This is a genomic window from Acidovorax sp. NB1, assembly GCF_005405905.1.
In the GTDB taxonomy this organism is placed as follows: Bacteria; Pseudomonadota; Gammaproteobacteria; order Burkholderiales; family Burkholderiaceae_C; genus Acidovorax.
The window spans coordinates 1-17,285 of sequence record NZ_BJHU01000043.1; the positions used below are offsets into that span (position 1 = coordinate 1).

Sequence of the window (17,285 nt, forward strand, 5' to 3'; positions counted from 1 at the left end):
TCGGCGTTTTGGCATCTCACCCAAGACTGGATATGAGCTGCTCAAGCGTTTTGCCAGCGAAGGCGAGAAGGCTTTCACCCAGCGCTCACGCCGCCCGCTGCACAGCCCCCTCCAGACCGCTGAGGCTGTGCAATCGGCCGTGCTGGAGCTGCGCAGGCAACACCCAGCCTGGGGCGCGCGCAAGATCTGCCGACGGCTGCAGGATCTGGGCCATGAGCAGGTGCCTGCCCCCAGCACGGTCACGGACCTGCTGCGCCGCCATGGGCTGATCGCTCCAGCGGACAACGATACCCAAGGCGAATGGCAACGTTTCGAGCACGAACTGCCCAATGGCCTGTGGCAGATGGATTTCAAGGGCTGTTTCGAGACGGCGGCAGGGCGCTGCTCGCCGCTGACCCTGCTAGACGACCATTCGCGCTTCACATTGGCCACGACGGCTTGCAGCAAGACCGACGCTGCCACGGTCCAAGCGCTGCTGCAGGGCGTCTTCGAGCGCTATGGGTTGCCTGCGCGCATCAATTCCGACAATGGCGCGCCTTGGGGATCTCCCAGCGCCCCGGGCCACTTGAGCTGCCTGGATGTCTGGTTGATTCGCCTGGGCGTTCGCAGCAGCCACAGCAGTCCATACCATCCGCAGACCAACGGAAAGATCGAGCGCTTTCACCGCTCTCTGAAGGCCGAGGTGCTGCGCGGGCGGACTTTCGACAGCCTGGCACAGGCGCAGGAGGCGATGCAGCGCTGGCGTGAGATCTACAACCACCACCGGCCCCAAGAGGCACTGGCAATGCAGACACCGGTGCAGCACTACCGCATGAGTCTCCGGCCCATGCCAACGATCCTGGCACCCATCGAGTACGCCGAGCGCGACCACGTGCTCACGGTGGGCTGGAATGGCTTTGTGAAGTTCCGGGGACACAAGCTGCGGCTATCCAGCGCACTGCACAGGCTGCCGGTCGCCTTGCGCCCGGATGATCTGCACGACGGGTGCTTTGACCTGTACTTCTGTCACCAGCGATTCATGCGCCTGGACATGAACGCTTTGACGGCTTCCAATTGACGAGGTGTTCCCTATGTCCCCGCACACCTGTTACCCATGTGTCCGGTCTGAACAGGCGACGCGAAAGAAAGTTACTCGCATGCCGGGCGACTCCCGGCCTCCACCCCCAGCAAAAGCACGCCGTCCAACCCAGCACACAGTCCCAGACTCAAACAGGCTCAGCCCAACCGCTTGGACCCCCAATAGAAACTATAAAAACAATAGCTAAAAAAGCTTACCAGACAGGCGGAAACGCCCAAAAAGACTCAAAAAAATCAAACCCACCCCGCATCTACCTTGAACTCCTGCGCCGTACACATCGCCGCATCGTCCGACGCCAAAAACAAAACCATCCGCGCAATGTCATGCGGCCGCAGCTTGTCTGGCAAACACTGGTTGCGCGCCAGCTCCTTCTCCCCCTCGGCGTCCAGCCACAGCTTGATCTGCCGCTCCGTCATCACCCAGCCCGGCGACACCGTGTTGATGCGGATCCGGTCCTGCCCCAGCGTCTTGGCCAGCCCGCGCGTGAGGCCGTTCACCGACGACTTGGCAATGGCATAGCAGGGGTAGCCCGTGCCCTTGCCCTGCCAGCCGGTGGAACCCAGGTTGATCACCGAGCCCGCGCCCAGCCTGCGCATGCCCGGCACCACGGCCTGGATGGCGAAGAAGGCGGGGCGTTCGTTGATGGCCATGCGCTCGTCGTAGTACTCGGGGGTTACGGACTCCAGCGTGTGCCGGTCGTCGCTGGCCACGTTGTTCACCAGCACCGCAAAGTCGCTGCCCAGCTCGGCCGCCGCTTCGGCCACACAGGCCTGCAGGGCGTTCACATCGCGCACATCACACACACGCCACCAGGGCCGGGGCAGGCCTGCGTCGGCAATGTGCTGGGCCAGGGCTTCGCTCGCGTTGCGCGCCACGTCCACAAACGCCACGCGGGCGCCTTGCTCGGCAAACGCCGCCACGATGGCCGCGCCAATGCCGCTGCCGCCGCCGGTCACAAACACGGCGCGGCCTTGCAAGCTGGGGAATTTCGCCAAGCCCTGGGGGGCACCCGTGGCATCGGTCGAGGAAGAGGAGGGGGTAAAAAGCTGTGACATATCAATATTGCAATCAATTAATGGCAAAAAAATTCATTTCAAGCATCAATTGGCGTTGATAAGATGCCGCTCGTCAAGTGCCTGGCGGCAGGCCGATGCAAAAAAACGACCGGAGACAACCCACGTGCGCCCTTCGCTGGATACCCCCATCCCACCGTCCAGCGGCGCGTCCGCCTCTGCGCCAACGCCCACCAGCGCCTTGCGCTGCGTGATGGCACTGGGCAACGCGCTGGGCGAGGGCGTGCTGTGGTCGGTGCGCGAGCAGGCGGTGTACTGGGTGGACATCCTCCAGCACGAGCTGCACCGCTGGAGCCCGGCCACCAGCGCCCACCAGCGCTGGACGTTTGACGAAGAAATCTCCGCCGTCGCCGAGCGCGCCAACGCCCCGGGCTTCATCGTCACCTTGCGCAGGGGCTTTGCACTGTTCGACCCCGCTGCCGACATCGCCCCGCGCTACCTGCACCAGCCCGAGCCAGAGCGCACCGGCAACCGATTCAACGACGGCAAGTGCGACGCCCAGGGGCGCTTTTGGGGTGGCAGCATGGACTTTGCGTGCGAGGCCCCCACGGGCGCGCTGTACACCTACACCGCCAGCGGCGACTGCGTGCGGCACGACGATGGCTTTGCCGTGACCAACGGCCCCACCTGGGCCACCACTGCGCAGGGCCCGGCCATGTTTTTCAACGACACGGTGCAGGGCACGACCTACCGCTACCGCTGCGACCCGGCCACCGGCACCGTGAGCGACAAAACGCTGTGGAAGCGCTGGCCCTCTGCGGACGGCGTGCCCGACGGCATGACCACAGACGCGCAAGGCTGCCTGTGGGTGGCGCACTGGGGCGGTGGCTGCGTCACCTGCCACGATGCCGACACCGCCGACGAGCTGGCCCGCATCCCGCTGCCCGTGAGCCAGGTCACCAACTGCGCCTTTGGCGGTGCGGACCTGCGCACGCTGTACATCACCTCGGCCCGCACCGGCCTCACGCCCCAGCAGCTCGCGGCCGAGCCGCTGGCCGGTGCACTGTTTGCCGTGGACGTCAGCACGCCCGGTCTTTCCGCACACCTGTTTGGCGGCTGACGCCGACCCCACGCGCAGCGGCGGGGCCGTGGCTCCGCCATTCTTTTTCTCCATCCCGCAGAAAGCACACCGCCCATGACCGAGGCCTCTTCATCCCACCCCATCGTCTGGCTGCACCACGCGGGGCAGCACTTGGGCTTGGTGCCCACGCTCGGCGGCAGCGTGGCGGCCTGGCAGATCGACGACCCGCAAGCGGCGGGCGCGCGCATCGACCTGTGGCGGCCGTGGGACGGCGCCACGCCCGACCTGTACCAGCTCGCGTCGTTTGCCATGGTGCCCTGGTCCAACCGCATCAGCGGCGGCGGGTTTGAGCATGCGGGGCAGTTCCACCCCATGCGGCCCAACCGCGTGGGCGAGCCGTACCCCATCCACGGCGATGGCTGGCTGCAGCCCTGGCAACTGAGCCAGCCCGCACCCGACACGCTGCAGATGCAGCTGCGGTCAGACCACTTCGACGGCAACCCCTACGAGTACGAATGCGTGCAGACCTTCCGCCTGGTGGATGGCGGCCTGGACCAGTCGGTGCAGGTGCGGCACCTGGGCGCGCAGCCGCTGCCCTATGGCCTGGGCCTGCACCCCTGGTTTCCGCGCACGCCCGCCACGCGCATCACGGCGCCGGTGCAGGGCGTGTGGCTGTGTGGCGACGACCCCTTGCCCACGGAGCACACGCAGCACTTCCCGCCCGGCTGGGACTTGAACAGCGGCGCGCCCGCACACGGTGGCCTCATCGACAACGCCTACACCGGCTGGGGCGGCACGGCGCACATCGACTGGCCCGAGCGCGGCCTGCGCCTCACGGCCCACATGCCCGATTTTGAAAAAGATGGCGGCACGGCACACCACTACTGCCTGGTCTACCGCCCACCACAGGGCCCCGCGTTCTGCTTCGAGCCCATCACTCAACCCATCGACGCCTTTCACCAACCGGGGCAGCCCGGCCTGCGCACGCTGGCGCAAGGGGAGGCAATGGTGATGAATGTGCAGTGGCGCTACTCGGCCCTGCGCGGTTGAGGGCGCATGCCAACGCGCAGCCGGGGTTGAGAACCGCAGGTAGCGCGCAGCGCTCAGCCTGCTTTCTGCCTTGTGCCCTTGCGGCGGCTGCCCATCGCGTTCAGCTCCACCGCCGCGCGGATCAGCGCGCGAAACGCATCCGCATTCAGCGCATCGCCCTCATGAAAATCGATGGCCCGGCGTGCGTTGCCGTCCAGGCTGGCGTTGAACAACCGGCTGGGGTCGGGCAGGGATGCGCCCTTCAAGAAAGTCAGCTTGACGGCGGCGTTGTAGCTCTCGCCCGTGCACAAGATGCCGCCCAGCGACCACACCGGCGTGCCGCGCCACTTCCACTCTTCCACCACACTCGGCGCCGCCTCGTGAATCAGCTGGCGCACCCGCGCCAGTGCCTCCCCCCGCCAGCCGCCCAGGTCGGCAATGCGCTGGTCAATCAGCGCCGATGCCGCAGGGCCTGAAGGCGTCCCGGCTTCTGCCGAAGATGCCTGCTGCGGCGCAGCGGAAGCCGGTTTGCCGGGCGACAGGGCCACGGGGGGGGAGGGGAGTTTTTTGGCAACAGCCACAGCGGGGTCCTTGGTGGGTGGGGCGGTGTGCAGCGGCGCGCAGGGCGGCGCGAAAGGTTTGCCATTGTTGCCGTCGCCTGTGCTTTGGCAAGCCCCAAGGCTTGGCGAGAAGCATCCCTCACGGATGAGCATGCGTGCCTGGTCGAATTCTGAATGAAATAGACATCCACCGCCCTTCCAGTAAGCGCTAGCAGCTATCAATTTTGATTTCTGGCGTTTATCCCTGCAAGGATGGAAAGAGGCCCGCGCAGCCCATTCGTGGTTGCGCAGGCTCAGCTTCCCTCATTAATCTATTCTTTTATCTATTCAATTTTCAATTCAAACGGCGTATGCTTGAGCCATGCCCTCCGCCGCCCAGACCCACGCCAACGCCATCCGCACCCTGTTGCACCCCGGCCCCACCAAAGCGCAGAAGCTGGCCCAGGCGCTCCAGGTCAGCCAGCCCACCGTCTCCCGGGCACTCAGCGCGCTGGGGGGCGACGTGGTGCCCTTTGGCGCTGCAAGATCTATTCAATACACGCTCCGCGATCCAGTCCGCGCCGATCTGGAGGCCACCGTGTACCGCGTCACCCCCCAGGGCGCACTGGAAACCCTGGGTACCCTCGTCCCGGTGTGCCCGCAGGGCTTTGTGATGGTCGAAGCGGGTGGAGCCCGGCTGCACAGCGACGGCCTGCCGTGGTGGATTTTTGACATGCGCCCGCAGGGCTACCTGGGGCGCGCCTACTGCCAGCGGCACGGCCAGCGCCTGGGCTTGCCCGAGCGGCTGGGCGACTGGAGCGACACCCACGCGCTGCGCGCCATCCTGGACCAGGGCGACGACATGCCCGGCAACCTGCTCATCGGCCCCACCGCGCGCGACCAGTTCGTCAACGCGCCCGACCCCGTGCCCATTGCCGCCGCGCAAAAGCTGCACACCTACGCCCAGTTGGCCGACCTGGCCGCGCGCGGCGAAGTGGCGGGCTCGTCCGCTGCCGGAGAGCAGCCCAAGTTCACCGCCTACGCAGAGCAAGCCGATGGCACCGCCGCGCATGTGATGGTCAAGTTCACCGCAGAGCTCGACACCCCCGTCAGCGCCCGCTGGCGCGACCTGCTGCTGGCCGAACACATCGCCCTGCAGGTCCTGCGCGACCACGGCGTGCCTGCCGCGCAGTCAGTTACCTGGATGCACGGCACCCAACGGTTTTTGGAAGTGCAGCGGTTCGACCGGCTGGGCGCGCGTGGGCGCAGGGCGCTGCACTCCTTCGCGGCGCTGGATGCCGAGTTTGTCGGCAGCGGCGGCAACTGGCCGGTGATTGCCAGGGCGCTGCTGAAGTCCGGGGTCATCACCCCCCAGGCCTTTGACACGGCCTGCCTGCTGTGGGCGTTTGGCACCTTGATCGGCAACACCGACATGCACAGCGGCAATCTGTCGTGTTTGTCAGAGGGGCGCAGGCCTTACGAGTTGGCGCCTGCGTATGACATGACGCCCATGGCGTTTGCACCCACGGCGGGGGGAGGTTTGCGGGATCGGAGGCTGGAACTGACGGTGGGGGAGCAGGTCAGCGCGGCGGCTTGGAAAGAGGCACTTACGATGGCACAGGTATTCGTTCGGCGGATAGATGGCGAGGAAGGATTCAGCGCGGGTTTTGACGCGTGCAAAGCTGAGTTGGTGCGCCATGTGACGGTGGCTGCGGAGCGTGTCGGGCGGCTAGTGGTTTAGAGGGGGCGACCAGCGCTGCTGCGCCTTGCTCCATCATTTTGAGGTCAGCGGCGCACTTGCAGGCGGTCTGCGCGGCCCGGCTCACACTCGCGGTGCCCTTCTGCATGGCAGGGCCTGACTACGCGCCGTAGGCCGCCATGAAGACCCGTACGGCCTCGCGCAGCAGGGCGTTGTTTTCCCGGGGATCTGGCCGGTCGAGCATTAGCAACCCGCGGAAGTGTCCGGAACCCAGAAACATGGACAGGAAAAGGTCCGCAGCCTGAAGCGGGTTCCGCACCTTCAGCGTGCCCGCCAAGTGGGCGCGCCGCAGGTACGCCGCCAGTTCGCTGGTTGCACGCTCCGGGCCTACCTTGTAAAACTCGCGGCAGACTTCCGGTTGCGCCCCCGCGACTCCGTAGACGGAGCGCAACGCGCCAAGCGCGTCGTCCCCACGTGTCAATGCAAGGAACCGGGTGCCGATTGTCCGCAGTGCCTTCTCTGGCTCGGCCGGATCCAGCGCCTCGGCGCCCGGGACGTCCGCCACCACCACCGCTGTCCTGTCGCGCACGACCGCGTGGAAAAGTCCCTCCTTGGACCCGAAGTTTTTGTAAACGGTCATCTTGGACACACCAGCATCCGCTGCGATGGCATCCACGCTGGCACGCTCCAGGCCATGCTCATTGAAGTGTTTTTGTGCCGCCTCCAGGATGCGCCGCACACGCTCAGGATCGCGTGGTCGGCCACGTTGGGACTTGGGCGAGGGCGAGGGCGAGGGCGAGGGCGAGGGCGAGGGCGAGGGCGAGGGCGAGGGCGAGGGCGAGGGCGAGGGCGAGGGCGATAGGGAGGTTGACATGGTCTATATAGTGTACTTGACTGTACATTATATAAATCTTATATTACTGTACTTGTAAGTCCAATAATAAATCAGCCTACATGGAGCCCATCACCATGGATGACGTCATCATCATCGGCGGCAGCTTTGCTGGCCTCGCCGCCGCCCTGCAACTCGGCCGTGCCCGCCGCAAAGTCACTGTTCTCGATACGGGGCGGCCGCGCAATCGCTTCGGTCATCACTCGCATGGCCTGCTCGGTCACGATCACAAGCCACCGCTGGACATCCTGGCTGAGGCGCGGCAGCAGCTGGCGCGCTATCCTGCGATCAGACTGGTCAGTGCCCGGGCCGAGAGCGTGTCTGGCGCCATCGACGACTTCTGCGTCGTCACTGACGACAAAGAAAGCCTCAGGGCGCGTCGCCTGATCCTGAGCTATGGCGTCGCCGACCAGATGCCCAATGTTCCAGGCTTCGCCGAAAGCTGGGGCACGTCGATCGTGCCGTGCCCCTATTGCGACGGCTTTGAAGTCGCCGACCAGCATTGGGGCGTCCTCTGGTCGGGCCCGCAGTCGTTCCAGTCTGTCAGGCTGTTCCGCGATTGGACTGACAAGCTGACGGTCTTTGCCGATGGCCATGACATTGCGCCAGATGTCCTGGCCGATCTGGCGCGCCGCAACATCCCAGTTGCCGATGGCCGAATCGTCGAAATCGCCCACCAGCAGGGTCACATCGCCACCGTCAATCTCGATACCGGCCGCAACGTCGCCGTCGATATCCTGTTTGCCCAGCCGCGCAACAAGCCGTCCGCAAGCCTGCATGCATCACTGGGCCTCGCCACGGTCGATACGCCCACCAGCATCGTCCTCAAGGTTGATGAGCGCCGCCAAACCAGCGTGCCCGGCATCTACGCAGCTGGCGACCTCGCGACGCCCTTCTTGCCCTCGGTCACCCAGTCAACATGGCAGGGCGCGATGGCGGGCATCTTTGCCCAGCAATCAATGGTGGTTTGAGGACGCCGAGTACCCTTTTGGGGTTGCTGTGGGCTATTGCGAGAAACACGGTCGTGGCGACGAAGCGAGCCGCAACACTTGCCGCCGATCCGGTGAGTCTGTGGCTGTGCATGCCGGGCACGACCTCGTCATGGAGTGATACGGTGATATGAGCTTGCTTGAACTGAAGGTTCCGCCCCCGGTCGTTGCGCTTGTCCTGGCGCTTCTTATGTGGATGACGACGCCGTCCGCTGGAGGCCTCTTGCAGTTGCCCCATCCGGTCAGCGTGCTCTTTGCTGTTGTCTTGGTGTGCGTTGGCCTGAGCATCAGCTTTGCCGGAGTCGTTGCGTTTCGGCGCGCCAAGACCACAGTGAGCCCGACAAAGGCAAGCTCGGCGTCTTCTTTGGTTGTTCAAGGCGTCTACCGGTGCACGCGCAATCCCATGTACGTTGGGTTCTTGCTAACCCTGTTGGCCTGGGCAGTGTTTCTGGAAAATCCGCTCGCTGTCCTATGGGCTCTGGGGTTCGTGCTTTACATCACCCGATTCCAGATCATCCCGGAAGAACGCGTGTTGGCTTCGCTCTTTGGGGCAGAGTACGAGGCATACAAAGGGAGAGTGCGCAGATGGCTGTGAGGCCTGACAGGCTGCAAGCACTTTGTCAGATCCCTGTGACTAGCCTCAACCCTCACCCCACCGCCCGCATCCCCACCAACCCCGGCATCGCCCCCCGCATCGCCTCCAAAAACAACCGCAACCGCGCCGGATAAAACCGCGCATACGGGTACACCAAATACACCGGCAGTGGCGCCGCGTGCCAGTTGGGCACCAGGTGCAGCAAGTTGCCCTGCCGCACATCGTTGTCCACGATCCACGCCGATGAAATGCATGCCCCCAGCCCGGCCAGGGCGGCGCTGCGCAGGGCGTACAGGCTGTCGGTGGCCAAGCGAGGGGTGATGCCGAATGTGTGGGCCTGGCCGCCGGGCTCCTGGGTCAGCGTGACCTCGCGGCGGTAGAAGGTGCTCAGGGCCAGCCAGGGCAGGGGCTGCAGGTCTTGCGCGTGCTGGGGCGTGGGGCGCCCAGCCATCAGGGCGGGGGCGGCCAGCACGATGCGGGGTACTTCGGCCAGGCGCACTGCGACCACGCTGGGGTCGTCCACCGCGCCGACCTGGATGGCGCAGTCGATGCCTTCGGCGATGAAGTTGGGGCGGCGGTCGTGCAGCATCCATTCCACGTCCACCTCGGGGTAGCGGCGCAGGTAGGCCATCAGCGGGGCGATGAACTGGTCTTGCCCAAAGGCATGTGGCGCCAGCACGCGCAGGGTGCCGCGCGGGGTGTCGGCGGTGCCGCGCAGGTCGTCTTCCATGGCGCGCCAGTCTTCCAGCAGGGCTTTGGCGTGGGCAAAGCAGCGGTCGCCGTCTTCGGTCAGCTTCATCACATGGGTGGAGCGCTGCAGCAGCTTGATGCCCAGGCTGCGCTCCAGCGCCTGCAGGCGGCGGCTCACGGTGGGCTGGCTGGTGCCCAGTTGCTGGGCGGCGGCAGACAGGCTGCCGGCCTCCACGATGCGGACAAAGGTCTGCATCAGCTCGATGCGGTCTGCGCCGGGTTGCAAGGCTGGCTGGGTGCTGCTCATGCGTCAAGCGTATAACGAATCTGCAATTCAGCCTACTACCCAGCGAGGCGGTGGGCTAGAACAATCGCACCATTCCTTTTCAATCGATGGTGTTGCGATGTCTTTCATTCAAAATGTGCATGCAAGCGGTGCAGTGGGGCGGGCCCCGGTGGCCCCGCCTGCAGAGGGCGCCGAGCGTGCAGAAAGCGCAGTGAGTGCGCCGCTGCTGTTGCTGCTGGCGACCACGGCGGGGCTGAGCGTGGCCTCGCTGTACTACAGCCAGCCCATGCTGGGCGTGCTGGGGCCCGACATGCAGGCCGACAGCCGTGTGGTGGGGCTGGTGCCCACGCTCACGCAGCTGGGGTATGCGCTGGGCATCTTGCTGCTGGCGCCGCTGGGCGACCGGTTTGACCGGCGCCGCATCATCGTCATCAAGTCCATCGCGTTGATGCTGGCGTTGTTGCTCAGCGGCCTGGCGCCCGGCATGGGCGCGCTGCTGGCGGCCAGCCTGGCGGTGGGGCTGGCGGCCACGGTGGCGCAAGACGTGGTGCCTGCTGCCGCCACGCTGGCCCCGGCGGCGCAGCGCGGGCGCATGGTGGGCATGGTGATGACGGGGCTGCTGCTGGGCATCTTGCTGTCGCGCGTGGTCAGCGGCTTTGTGGCGCAGCAGTGGGGCTGGCGCACGGTGTATGTGGCGGCGGCGGTGGCCATTGCGCTGCTGACGGTGGCCGTGTGGCGCGGGCTGCCGCGCTTTGCGCCCACCACGCAGATGGGCTATGGCGCGCTGATCGGATCGATGGTGGCGCTGTGGCGCCAGCACGCCGTGCTGCGCCGCGCGGCCTGGGCGCAAGGGCTGCTGGCCGTGGGCTTCAGCGCGTTCTGGTCCACGCTGGCGGTGATGTTGCACAGCCAGTTCAACCTGGGCACTGCGGCGGCAGGTGCGTTTGGCCTGGCGGGGGCGGCGGGTGCACTGGCTGCACCGCTGGCCGGGCGCCTGGCCGACAAGCGTGGGCCCGAGGTGGTGACGCGCTATGGCGCCGGGCTGGCCGCTGCGTCGTTTGCGGTGATGGCGCTGGCACCCCTGCTGCCTGCGCAGGCCCAGCTGGGCTTGATTGTGGTCAGTGCCATCGGCTTTGACTTTGGCGTGCAGGCCACGCTGGTGGCGCACCAGACCATCGTGTACGGCATCGACCCTGCGGCGCGCAGCCGGCTCAATGCGCTGCTGTTCACGGGCATGTTCATCGGGATGTCGGCGGGCGCTGCGCTGGGCGCCTTGGTGCTGGCGCAGTGGGGCTGGCTGGGGGTGGTGGGGCTGGCCACGGTGGGTTCGCTGGCGGCGCTGGGGGTGCGGGTGGCGCGGCGGGCAAGTTGATTTGAATAAAAAAGGGCTCTACCGCCTGATGGGTAAGCGCTAGTAGCTATCAAAAAAAGAGCGGCCAGAAGGCCGCTCTTTCTTTTTGCTGAGTCACCTTGCCGGTGGCCTCAGGCCTTTTTCACCTCAATGTGATACAGCCCCCAGGGGCACAGGCCAAAGCGTTCCTTCACGGGCTTGTCCTTGAAGGCGGGCAGCACATCCGCGTCGTACAGGGCCCACTGCGGGCCCAGGCCGCCCAAGGCCATGGGCTGGCCGTCGATGTGGGTGGCGACGATCATGCGGTAGGCCTGCGCGTCGGCCATGCTGATGGTGACGTTGTAGCCGTCCACCGCGCGCAGCACCAGTTGCACGGGGCTGCCGGCGGCCACGCCCGCTGCAGCGAGCACGGTGGTGAGCAGCGGGCCTTTGAGCGTGTGGGGCTTGCTGTCGTATTCCAGCGTGGGCTTGATGGTGACGGCGGGCATGCGCTGCAGGGCGGCGGCGTCCAGCGCGTGGGCCTTGTCGAACTGGATGCCGTGTTTGCCCATCATCTGGTCGATGGTGGCATCGAGCGCGCCCCGGTTGGGCTGGGTGATGGCGCCGCTGATCGTCAGCAGCGCGGGGCTGGTGGATGTTTTGGCGGGTGGGGCGGCGTGGCTGCTGGTGGTGGCGGTCCACAGGCCTGCCAGGCCGACGCTGGCAGCCACAAAGTTTCTTTTGTTCATGCTCGGTTTCTCCTCGTGTGTTGTTTGCTTGGTTGACTGATCGATGGATGGGGCGCATCAATCCGGGGCGCATGGTAAGCGCAGGACTGGCGCTTGCCACCCAAAAAAGTGTCAGTACCTGTGTGCGTGTGCAGCACATGCCGTATGTGTCGTGTGGCATGCGCGCCCTGTGGCCTTCAACCCCCAGGGTGCATGGCGCGCCCCGCCAGCGCGCAGGCGCGTGCCGCACCACAATCGGCCCCCATGACTTCTTCTTCGACGATGCTGCGGCTGATCAGCCTGGCAGCCTTTTGCAGCATGGCGTCCATGCGCGTGTGCGACCCGATGCTGGTGGCGCTGTCTGCGGAATACCAGATCACCACGGGCGATGCCTCGGCCGTGATTGCGGCGTTTGCCGTGGCCTATGGCGTGCTGCAGCTGGTGTATGGCCCGCTTGGCGACCGGGTGGGCAAGGTGCGCGTGATCATTGGCGCCACGGCGGCCTGTGCGGTGTTCAGCGCCATGACAGCGCTGGCGCCCAGCTTCAACGTGCTTGTGGTGGCGCGGGCGGCCATGGGGGCGGCGGCGGCCGGGATCATTCCGCTGTCGATGGCGTGGATTGGCGATGAGGTGGCCTACGAGCAGCGGCAAGAAACGCTGGCCCGGCTGATGGTGGCCACGGTGACCGGGATGATGGCGGGCCAGTGGTTTGGCGGCTTTGCGACCGAAACGCTGGGCTGGCGCGCTGCGCTGGGGGTGCTGGCCGTGCTGTTCTTTTCGGCAGCCACGCTGCTGCTGCGCCATGCGCGCGCCAGCGGTGCGCTGCGCAGGGTAGTGGCGCCGGGCGCCCCAGCGTTTTCGCTGGCCAATTACCTTGCGGGCACGGCGGCGCTGCTGCGCATTCCGCGCGTGCGCTGGGTGCTGACGGTGGTGGCGATCGAGGGCGCACTCGCGTTTGGCACGCTGGCTTTTGTGCCCGCGCGCATGGTGGATGGGTTTGGCCTGTCGGCCTCTGCCGCTGGCGGTGTGATGGTGCTGTATGGCGTGGGCGGGCTGATCTACAGCGTGTTTGCGCGGCGCTGGCTGGCGGCGCTGGGCGAGCAGGGGTTGGCCGTGCTGGGGGCCAGCTTCATTGCCATCGGCCTGCTGTCGCTGGCCTGGGCGCCTGCGGTGGGCTGGGCCATGCTGGGCTGCTTCTTGGCGGGCATCGGCTTTTACATGCTGCACAACACGCTGCAGGTGCAGGCCACGCAGATGGCGCCCGAGGCGCGGGGCACGGCGGTGACGCTGTTTGCGTGCCTGCTGTTCCTGGGCCAGTCCACGGGCGTGCTGCTGGTGGCGTTCAGTGTGGACCGGGGCTGGCTGCCGCCGGTGTTCACGGCGGCGGCCGTGGGTATCTTTGTGCTGGGGCTGCTCATCTCGCGCCGGGTGCAGGCGCGCGGCGCTGTAGCAGGGGCTTGAACTGCCCCAGCGGTGCACCCGTTAGCCCCGCGCCTCGTACCACCCCTTGCTGCGGTTGACCACGGCCACCACCGCCAGCATGACCGGCACCTCGATCAGCACGCCCACCACGGTGGCCAGTGCTGCACCGGAGTGAAAGCCAAATAGGCTGATGGCGGTGGCCACGGCCAGCTCGAAGAAGTTGGACGCGCCGATCAGCGCCGAGGGGCAGGCGATGCTGTGCTTTTCGCCCACGGCGCGGTTCAGGCCGTAGGCCAGGGCGGAGTTGAACAGCACCTGGATGAGGATGGGCACGGCCAGCAGCGCGATCACCAGCGGCTGCTGCAGGATGGCCTCGCCCTGAAAGGCGAACAGCAGCACCAGCGTGGCCAGCAGCGCGGCGATGGACCAGGGGCCGGTGCGCGCCACGGCGGCGTCAAACGCAGCCTGGCCCCTGCGCAGCAGGTGCTTGCGCAGCCATTGCGCGATCACCACGGGGATCAGGATGTACAGCACCACCGAGGTGAGCAGCGTGTCCCACGGCACGGTGATGGCCGACAGGCCGAGCAAGAAGGCCACCAGCGGCGCAAACGCCACGATCATGATGCTGTCGTTCAGCGCCACCTGCGACAGCGTGAACAGCGGGTCGCCCCCGGTGAGGCGGCTCCACACAAACACCATGGCCGTGCAGGGCGCGGCGGCCAGCAAAATGAGCCCGGCGATGTAGCTGTCGATCTGGTCGGCAGGCAGGTAGGGCGCAAACCAGTGGCGGATGAACAGCCAGCCCAGCAGCGCCATCGAAAACGGCTTGACCAGCCAGTTGACGAACAACGTCACCCCAATGCCGCGCACATGCTGGCGCACCTCGGCCAGCGCGCCAAAGTCCACCTTCAGCAGCATGGGGATGATCATCACCCAGATGAGCAGGCCCACCGGCAGGTTGACGCGCGCCACCTCCAGCGCACCCACGGCGCGGGCCGCGCCGGGCAGCCACTGGCCCAGCGCAATGCCCGCCACGATGCACAGCAGCACCCAGACGGTGAGGTAGCGCTCGAACACCGCCATGCCAGCGGCGGGGGAGGGGGGCTGGGCACCAGCCAGTGCGGATGCAGATGTGTTTTGCTGCAGCGTCATGTCAATCCAGGTTCAGTGGGCGGACAGGGTGCGCGCCGTGGCTTGCAGCACGGTGGCGGCCAGCTTGTCGCCCGGCAGGTTCACCAGCAGTTCCAGGCGCTGCTTGATGGCGTGCAGGGTCTTGCGGAAGGCTTCGGCCTTGTCGGCGTCCGAGCCATCACCCGCCGACGGGTCGGCATAGCCCCAGTGCGCTGTGGCCGGGTGGCCTGGCCAGAAGGGGCAGACCTCGCCCGCCGCGTTGTCGCACACGGTGATGATCAGGTCCATGTGCGGCGCGCCGGGGGCGGCAAACTCGTCCCAGCTTTTGCTGCGCAGCCCTTCGGTGGGGATACCTGCGTGGGCCAGCGCCTGCAGGCCCAGCGGGTGGGGCTGTTGGTTGTCGCGCGGGCTGCTGCCGGCTGAATAGGCCTTGAAGCGGCCCTGGCCCATGGCGTTGAGCAGGGCTTCGGCCAGGATGCTGCGGGCAGAGTTGTGCGTGCACAGAAACAGCACGTTCAAAGGAGTGCGTGGGGTGCTCATTGCAGACCTGGGCTCAGCAGCATTTGTTGGGGTTGCTGGCGGTGGGCCCGCAGCAGGCGGCCTGGCCGGGCGCGGGGGCGGACGGCGCGCCCGTGGGGCAGCAGGCGGCCTGGGCTGCCTGGGGTTGCTGCGCAGCGGCTTCGTTGAACACGGGGATGTTGCCCAACGTGTGGAAGTGTTCCCAGGCCACGCCCTGCGGGTCGGTGATCCAATGCTTGTCGCTGCGGGCATAGCAGCAGGTGGTGGCGCCTTCGTCCAGCAGGGCCATGTCGGCACCCTGGGCACGGGCCTTGAGCTCGGCCAGCTCGTCCGCTTCATCGACCTGGAAGCCCAGGTGGTCCACGCCGGGCTTGTCGCCCCGGGTGGAGATTGCGAAGTTCACGCGCGGGTCTTCGAGCATCCACTTGGCGTAGTCGGTCTCGACCCGCGCAGGCTCGGCCGCGAACAGCCTGGAATAGAACGCGATGCTCTTGGAGAGGTCATCGACATGCATGTGAACGTGGAATCGCTTCATGGTGGCTTCCTTTCGGCTGGGGGTCGTGGGGGTTGGTGGGGGTGATCAGCACTTGCAGGCAGCGGTGGCCTCATCGGTCAGGCAGGCGGCGCCCTGGCAGCAGTTCTCGGTCAGGTAGGCGAGCAGCTCGTTCATGGTGGCAAACGAGGCGCGGTAGATCAGGTTGCGGCCCTGGCGCTCCTGGCTCACCAGGCCCGCGTGGGTCAGCTCCTTGAGGTGGAACGACAGCGTGTTGGGCGCAATGCCCAGTTGCTCGGACAGCCCGCCGGGCGTCAGCCCCTCCTGGCCCGCCACCACCAGGGCGCGGAACACACGCAGGCGCACTTCCTGGGCGAGGGCGGCGAGGGATCGGATGACATCGGTTTCTTGCATGGTTCGATAATACAACAAAAGTTGAAATATAGAAATGTTGCCAGATGCCACCTCCGTGGGTGTCAGGAAAATTCAAGAAAAAATGGCACTTACCGCGCTAAGGTATTGCTCTAATAGCTATGAAATTCATAGTTATCGAAGTCTGTGTACCACGGCCTTCATAACTCAGCGATCTAATCACCCGATTTTTTAATCGTTTGTGAACTTACGATTCGCCGATACAGTCGCCCCTCCTTTCCCAGACCCGCGCGGCAGCGGCCACGACCTGTGGCCTGCGCTGCGCCAGTGCTTTTCATGATCGATTTACGGGGTATCACCCAAACCTACCAGGGCCCACAAGGCCCCGTCGAAGCCCTGCGTGGCATCGACCTCAGCATCCAGCCGGGCGAAGTGTTCGGCATCATCGGCAAGAGCGGCGCAGGCAAAAGCTCGCTGGTGCGCGTCATCAACCTGCTCAACCGGCCCACCACGGGCCAGGTGATCGTGGGCGGGCGCGACCTGACCCAGCTGAACGACGCGCAACTGCGCGAGGCCCGCCGCGAGATCGGCATGGTCTTCCAGCACTTCAACCTGCTGTCGTCGCGCACCGTGTTCGACAACGCCGCGCTGCCGCTGGAGCTGGCGGGCATGAGCAAAGCCGACATCCGCGAGCGCGTGAACCCGCTGCTCGAACTGGTGGGCCTGGCCCACCTGGCCGACCGCTACCCCGCGCAGATCAGTGGCGGGCAAAAGCAACGTGTGGGCATTGCGCGTGCGCTGGCCAGCCGCCCCAAGGTGCTGCTGAGCGACGAAGCCACCTCGGCGCTGGACCCGGAGACGACCCGCTCCATCCTCGACCTGCTGCGCCAGGTCAACCGCGAGCTGGGCCTCACGGTGGTGCTCATCACCCACCAGATGCAGGTCATCAAGCAGGTGGCCGACCGCGTGGCCGTGATCGAGGCCGGGCGCATCGTGGAGCAGGGCCGCGTGCTGGACGTGTTCACCCGCCCGCAGCAGGCCATCACCAAGAGCCTGATCGACGAGATCCTGCCGCAAGAGCTGCCCGTGAGCGTGCTCGACCATGTGCGCAAGCTCACCCGCCAGCTGGCCGCCACGGCGCCCGACCACGCGGGGCGGCTGCTGCGCCTGTCGTACTCGGGCGACAGCGCCTACCAGCCCATCCTGTCGCAGTTGATCCGCGAGTTTGGTGTGGACATGAGCATCCTGCACGGCCAGGTGGACGAGATCCAGGACGAGACCTTCGGCTCGCTGGCGGTGTATGCCAGCGGCCAGCCCATGCAACTGCGCGGCGCGGTGGAGCATCTGCGCGCGGGCGGCGTGGCGGTGCAAGAAGTCACGATTGAAATCTGAGGAAGAG

The 17,285-nt window shown here is 66.2% G+C and carries 18 protein-coding genes; 9 read left to right on the plus strand and 9 right to left on the minus strand.

Annotated elements, in window-relative coordinates:
* A partial coding sequence (locus AvAM_RS20975; RefSeq protein ID WP_137748895.1) for an IS481 family transposase occupies positions 1–1,057 on the plus strand: 1,057 nt, incomplete at its 5' end.
* Between the two features lie 254 nt (positions 1,058–1,311).
* Here the strand turns inward: AvAM_RS20975 and AvAM_RS20980 are convergent.
* Positions 1,312–2,133 (minus strand): SDR family NAD(P)-dependent oxidoreductase, encoded by an 822-nt coding sequence (locus AvAM_RS20980; RefSeq protein WP_137748896.1) that lies wholly within the window; start codon positions 2,131–2,133, stop codon positions 1,312–1,314.
* A 124-nt stretch (positions 2,134–2,257) separates the two neighbouring features.
* On the opposite strand from AvAM_RS20980, the gene AvAM_RS20985 reads away from it, so the two are divergent.
* On the plus strand, positions 2,258–3,211 hold the full coding sequence (locus tag AvAM_RS20985; RefSeq protein WP_137748897.1) for an SMP-30/gluconolactonase/LRE family protein: 954 nt from the start codon (positions 2,258–2,260) through the stop codon (positions 3,209–3,211).
* A 75-nt stretch (positions 3,212–3,286) separates the two neighbouring features.
* Positions 3,287–4,222: an aldose 1-epimerase gene (locus AvAM_RS20990; RefSeq protein WP_137748898.1), complete on the plus strand. Its 936-nt coding sequence runs from the start codon at positions 3,287–3,289 to the stop codon at positions 4,220–4,222.
* Between the two features lie 53 nt (positions 4,223–4,275).
* On the opposite strand, the gene AvAM_RS25950 is transcribed toward AvAM_RS20990, so the two are convergent.
* Positions 4,276–4,656, minus strand: a complete 381-nt coding sequence (locus AvAM_RS25950) for a DUF1801 domain-containing protein (RefSeq protein ID WP_249368284.1) — start codon at positions 4,654–4,656, stop codon at positions 4,276–4,278.
* A 466-nt stretch (positions 4,657–5,122) separates the two neighbouring features.
* Here AvAM_RS25950 and yjjJ point away from each other — a divergent pair, with 466 nt between their 5' ends.
* Positions 5,123–6,481 (plus strand): type II toxin-antitoxin system HipA family toxin YjjJ, encoded by a 1,359-nt coding sequence (gene yjjJ / locus AvAM_RS21000; protein WP_137748900.1) that lies wholly within the window; start codon positions 5,123–5,125, stop codon positions 6,479–6,481.
* A gap of 118 nt (positions 6,482–6,599) precedes the next feature.
* Here yjjJ and AvAM_RS21005 read toward each other — a convergent pair whose 3' ends face one another.
* Positions 6,600–7,178 carry a TetR/AcrR family transcriptional regulator gene (locus AvAM_RS21005; protein WP_171012356.1) on the minus strand — a complete coding sequence of 193 codons (579 nt, stop codon included), beginning with the start codon at positions 7,176–7,178 and terminating at the stop codon, positions 6,600–6,602.
* A 230-nt stretch (positions 7,179–7,408) separates the two neighbouring features.
* Here AvAM_RS21005 and AvAM_RS21010 point away from each other — a divergent pair, with 230 nt between their 5' ends.
* Both AvAM_RS21010 and AvAM_RS21015 read left to right on the plus strand, forming a co-directional pair.
* Entirely contained in the window at positions 7,409–8,302 is an 894-nt protein-coding gene (locus AvAM_RS21010; RefSeq protein ID WP_137748902.1) for an NAD(P)/FAD-dependent oxidoreductase, read from the plus strand.
* Positions 8,303–8,450: 148 nt separating this feature from the next.
* Positions 8,451–8,915 carry an isoprenylcysteine carboxylmethyltransferase family protein gene (locus AvAM_RS21015; protein WP_137748903.1) on the plus strand — a complete coding sequence of 155 codons (465 nt, stop codon included), beginning with the start codon at positions 8,451–8,453 and terminating at the stop codon, positions 8,913–8,915.
* A gap of 52 nt (positions 8,916–8,967) precedes the next feature.
* Here the strand turns inward: AvAM_RS21015 and AvAM_RS21020 are convergent, their stop codons facing one another.
* The gene (locus AvAM_RS21020; RefSeq protein ID WP_137748904.1) at positions 8,968–9,912 is read right to left on the minus strand and encodes a LysR family transcriptional regulator; all 945 of its coding nucleotides are present in this window, start codon (positions 9,910–9,912) and stop codon (positions 8,968–8,970) included.
* Positions 9,913–10,009: 97 nt separating this feature from the next.
* Here AvAM_RS21020 and AvAM_RS21025 point away from each other — a divergent pair, with 97 nt between their 5' ends.
* Positions 10,010–11,263, plus strand: coding sequence for an MFS transporter (locus tag AvAM_RS21025; RefSeq protein ID WP_249368270.1), 1,254 nt, complete (start codon positions 10,010–10,012; stop codon positions 11,261–11,263).
* Between the two features lie 110 nt (positions 11,264–11,373).
* Here AvAM_RS21025 and AvAM_RS21030 read toward each other — a convergent pair whose 3' ends face one another.
* The gene (locus tag AvAM_RS21030; RefSeq protein WP_137748905.1) at positions 11,374–11,970 is read right to left on the minus strand and encodes a molybdopterin-dependent oxidoreductase; all 597 of its coding nucleotides are present in this window, start codon (positions 11,968–11,970) and stop codon (positions 11,374–11,376) included.
* A 243-nt stretch (positions 11,971–12,213) separates the two neighbouring features.
* Between AvAM_RS21030 and AvAM_RS21035 the strand changes: the two genes are divergently transcribed.
* Positions 12,214–13,410: an MFS transporter gene (locus tag AvAM_RS21035; RefSeq protein WP_249368272.1), complete on the plus strand. Its 1,197-nt coding sequence runs from the start codon at positions 12,214–12,216 to the stop codon at positions 13,408–13,410.
* A gap of 21 nt (positions 13,411–13,431) precedes the next feature.
* Here AvAM_RS21035 and arsB read toward each other — a convergent pair whose 3' ends face one another.
* The 4 genes from arsB to AvAM_RS21055 form a co-directional block, all read right to left on the minus strand.
* The gene (arsB, locus tag AvAM_RS21040; protein ID WP_137748997.1) at positions 13,432–14,454 is read right to left on the minus strand and encodes an ACR3 family arsenite efflux transporter; all 1,023 of its coding nucleotides are present in this window, start codon (positions 14,452–14,454) and stop codon (positions 13,432–13,434) included.
* Between the two features lie 81 nt (positions 14,455–14,535).
* The gene (locus AvAM_RS21045) at positions 14,536–15,042 is read right to left on the minus strand and encodes an arsenate reductase ArsC (RefSeq protein ID WP_137748906.1); all 507 of its coding nucleotides are present in this window, start codon (positions 15,040–15,042) and stop codon (positions 14,536–14,538) included.
* A 13-nt stretch (positions 15,043–15,055) separates the two neighbouring features.
* Positions 15,056–15,556 carry an ArsI/CadI family heavy metal resistance metalloenzyme gene (locus AvAM_RS21050; protein WP_137748907.1) on the minus strand — a complete coding sequence of 167 codons (501 nt, stop codon included), beginning with the start codon at positions 15,554–15,556 and terminating at the stop codon, positions 15,056–15,058.
* 45 nt (positions 15,557–15,601) lie between these two features.
* Complete coding sequence (locus AvAM_RS21055) at positions 15,602–15,928, minus strand: helix-turn-helix transcriptional regulator (RefSeq protein ID WP_137748908.1); 327 nt, start codon at positions 15,926–15,928, stop codon at positions 15,602–15,604.
* Positions 15,929–16,222: 294 nt separating this feature from the next.
* On the opposite strand from AvAM_RS21055, the gene AvAM_RS21060 reads away from it, so the two are divergent.
* Positions 16,223–17,278: a methionine ABC transporter ATP-binding protein gene (locus AvAM_RS21060; RefSeq protein ID WP_137748909.1), complete on the plus strand. Its 1,056-nt coding sequence runs from the start codon at positions 16,223–16,225 to the stop codon at positions 17,276–17,278.
* Positions 17,279–17,285: the final 7 nt, after the last annotated feature.

Excerpts from the sequence above, each read along its gene's own strand:
- AvAM_RS20980 (WP_137748896.1), bottom strand. The coding sequence starts at position 2,133 with ATGTCACAGCTTTTTACCCCCTCCTCTTCCTCGACCGATGCCACGGGT.
- AvAM_RS20990 (WP_137748898.1), top strand. The coding sequence starts at position 3,287 with ATGACCGAGGCCTCTTCATCCCACCCCATCGTCTGGCTGCACCACGCG.
- yjjJ (WP_137748900.1), top strand. The coding sequence starts at position 5,123 with ATGCCCTCCGCCGCCCAGACCCACGCCAACGCCATCCGCACCCTGTTG.
- AvAM_RS21010 (WP_137748902.1), top strand. The coding sequence starts at position 7,409 with ATGGATGACGTCATCATCATCGGCGGCAGCTTTGCTGGCCTCGCCGCC.
- AvAM_RS21015 (WP_137748903.1), top strand. The coding sequence starts at position 8,451 with ATGAGCTTGCTTGAACTGAAGGTTCCGCCCCCGGTCGTTGCGCTTGTC.
- AvAM_RS21020 (WP_137748904.1), bottom strand. The coding sequence starts at position 9,912 with ATGAGCAGCACCCAGCCAGCCTTGCAACCCGGCGCAGACCGCATCGAG.
- AvAM_RS21025 (WP_249368270.1), top strand. The coding sequence starts at position 10,010 with ATGTCTTTCATTCAAAATGTGCATGCAAGCGGTGCAGTGGGGCGGGCC.
- AvAM_RS21030 (WP_137748905.1), bottom strand. The coding sequence starts at position 11,970 with ATGAACAAAAGAAACTTTGTGGCTGCCAGCGTCGGCCTGGCAGGCCTG.
- AvAM_RS21035 (WP_249368272.1), top strand. The coding sequence starts at position 12,214 with ATGACTTCTTCTTCGACGATGCTGCGGCTGATCAGCCTGGCAGCCTTT.
- arsB (WP_137748997.1), bottom strand. The coding sequence starts at position 14,454 with ATGGCGGTGTTCGAGCGCTACCTCACCGTCTGGGTGCTGCTGTGCATC.
- AvAM_RS21045 (WP_137748906.1), bottom strand. The coding sequence starts at position 15,042 with ATGAGCACCCCACGCACTCCTTTGAACGTGCTGTTTCTGTGCACGCAC.
- AvAM_RS21050 (WP_137748907.1), bottom strand. The coding sequence starts at position 15,556 with ATGAAGCGATTCCACGTTCACATGCATGTCGATGACCTCTCCAAGAGC.
- AvAM_RS21055 (WP_137748908.1), bottom strand. The coding sequence starts at position 15,928 with ATGCAAGAAACCGATGTCATCCGATCCCTCGCCGCCCTCGCCCAGGAA.
- AvAM_RS21060 (WP_137748909.1), top strand. The coding sequence starts at position 16,223 with ATGATCGATTTACGGGGTATCACCCAAACCTACCAGGGCCCACAAGGC.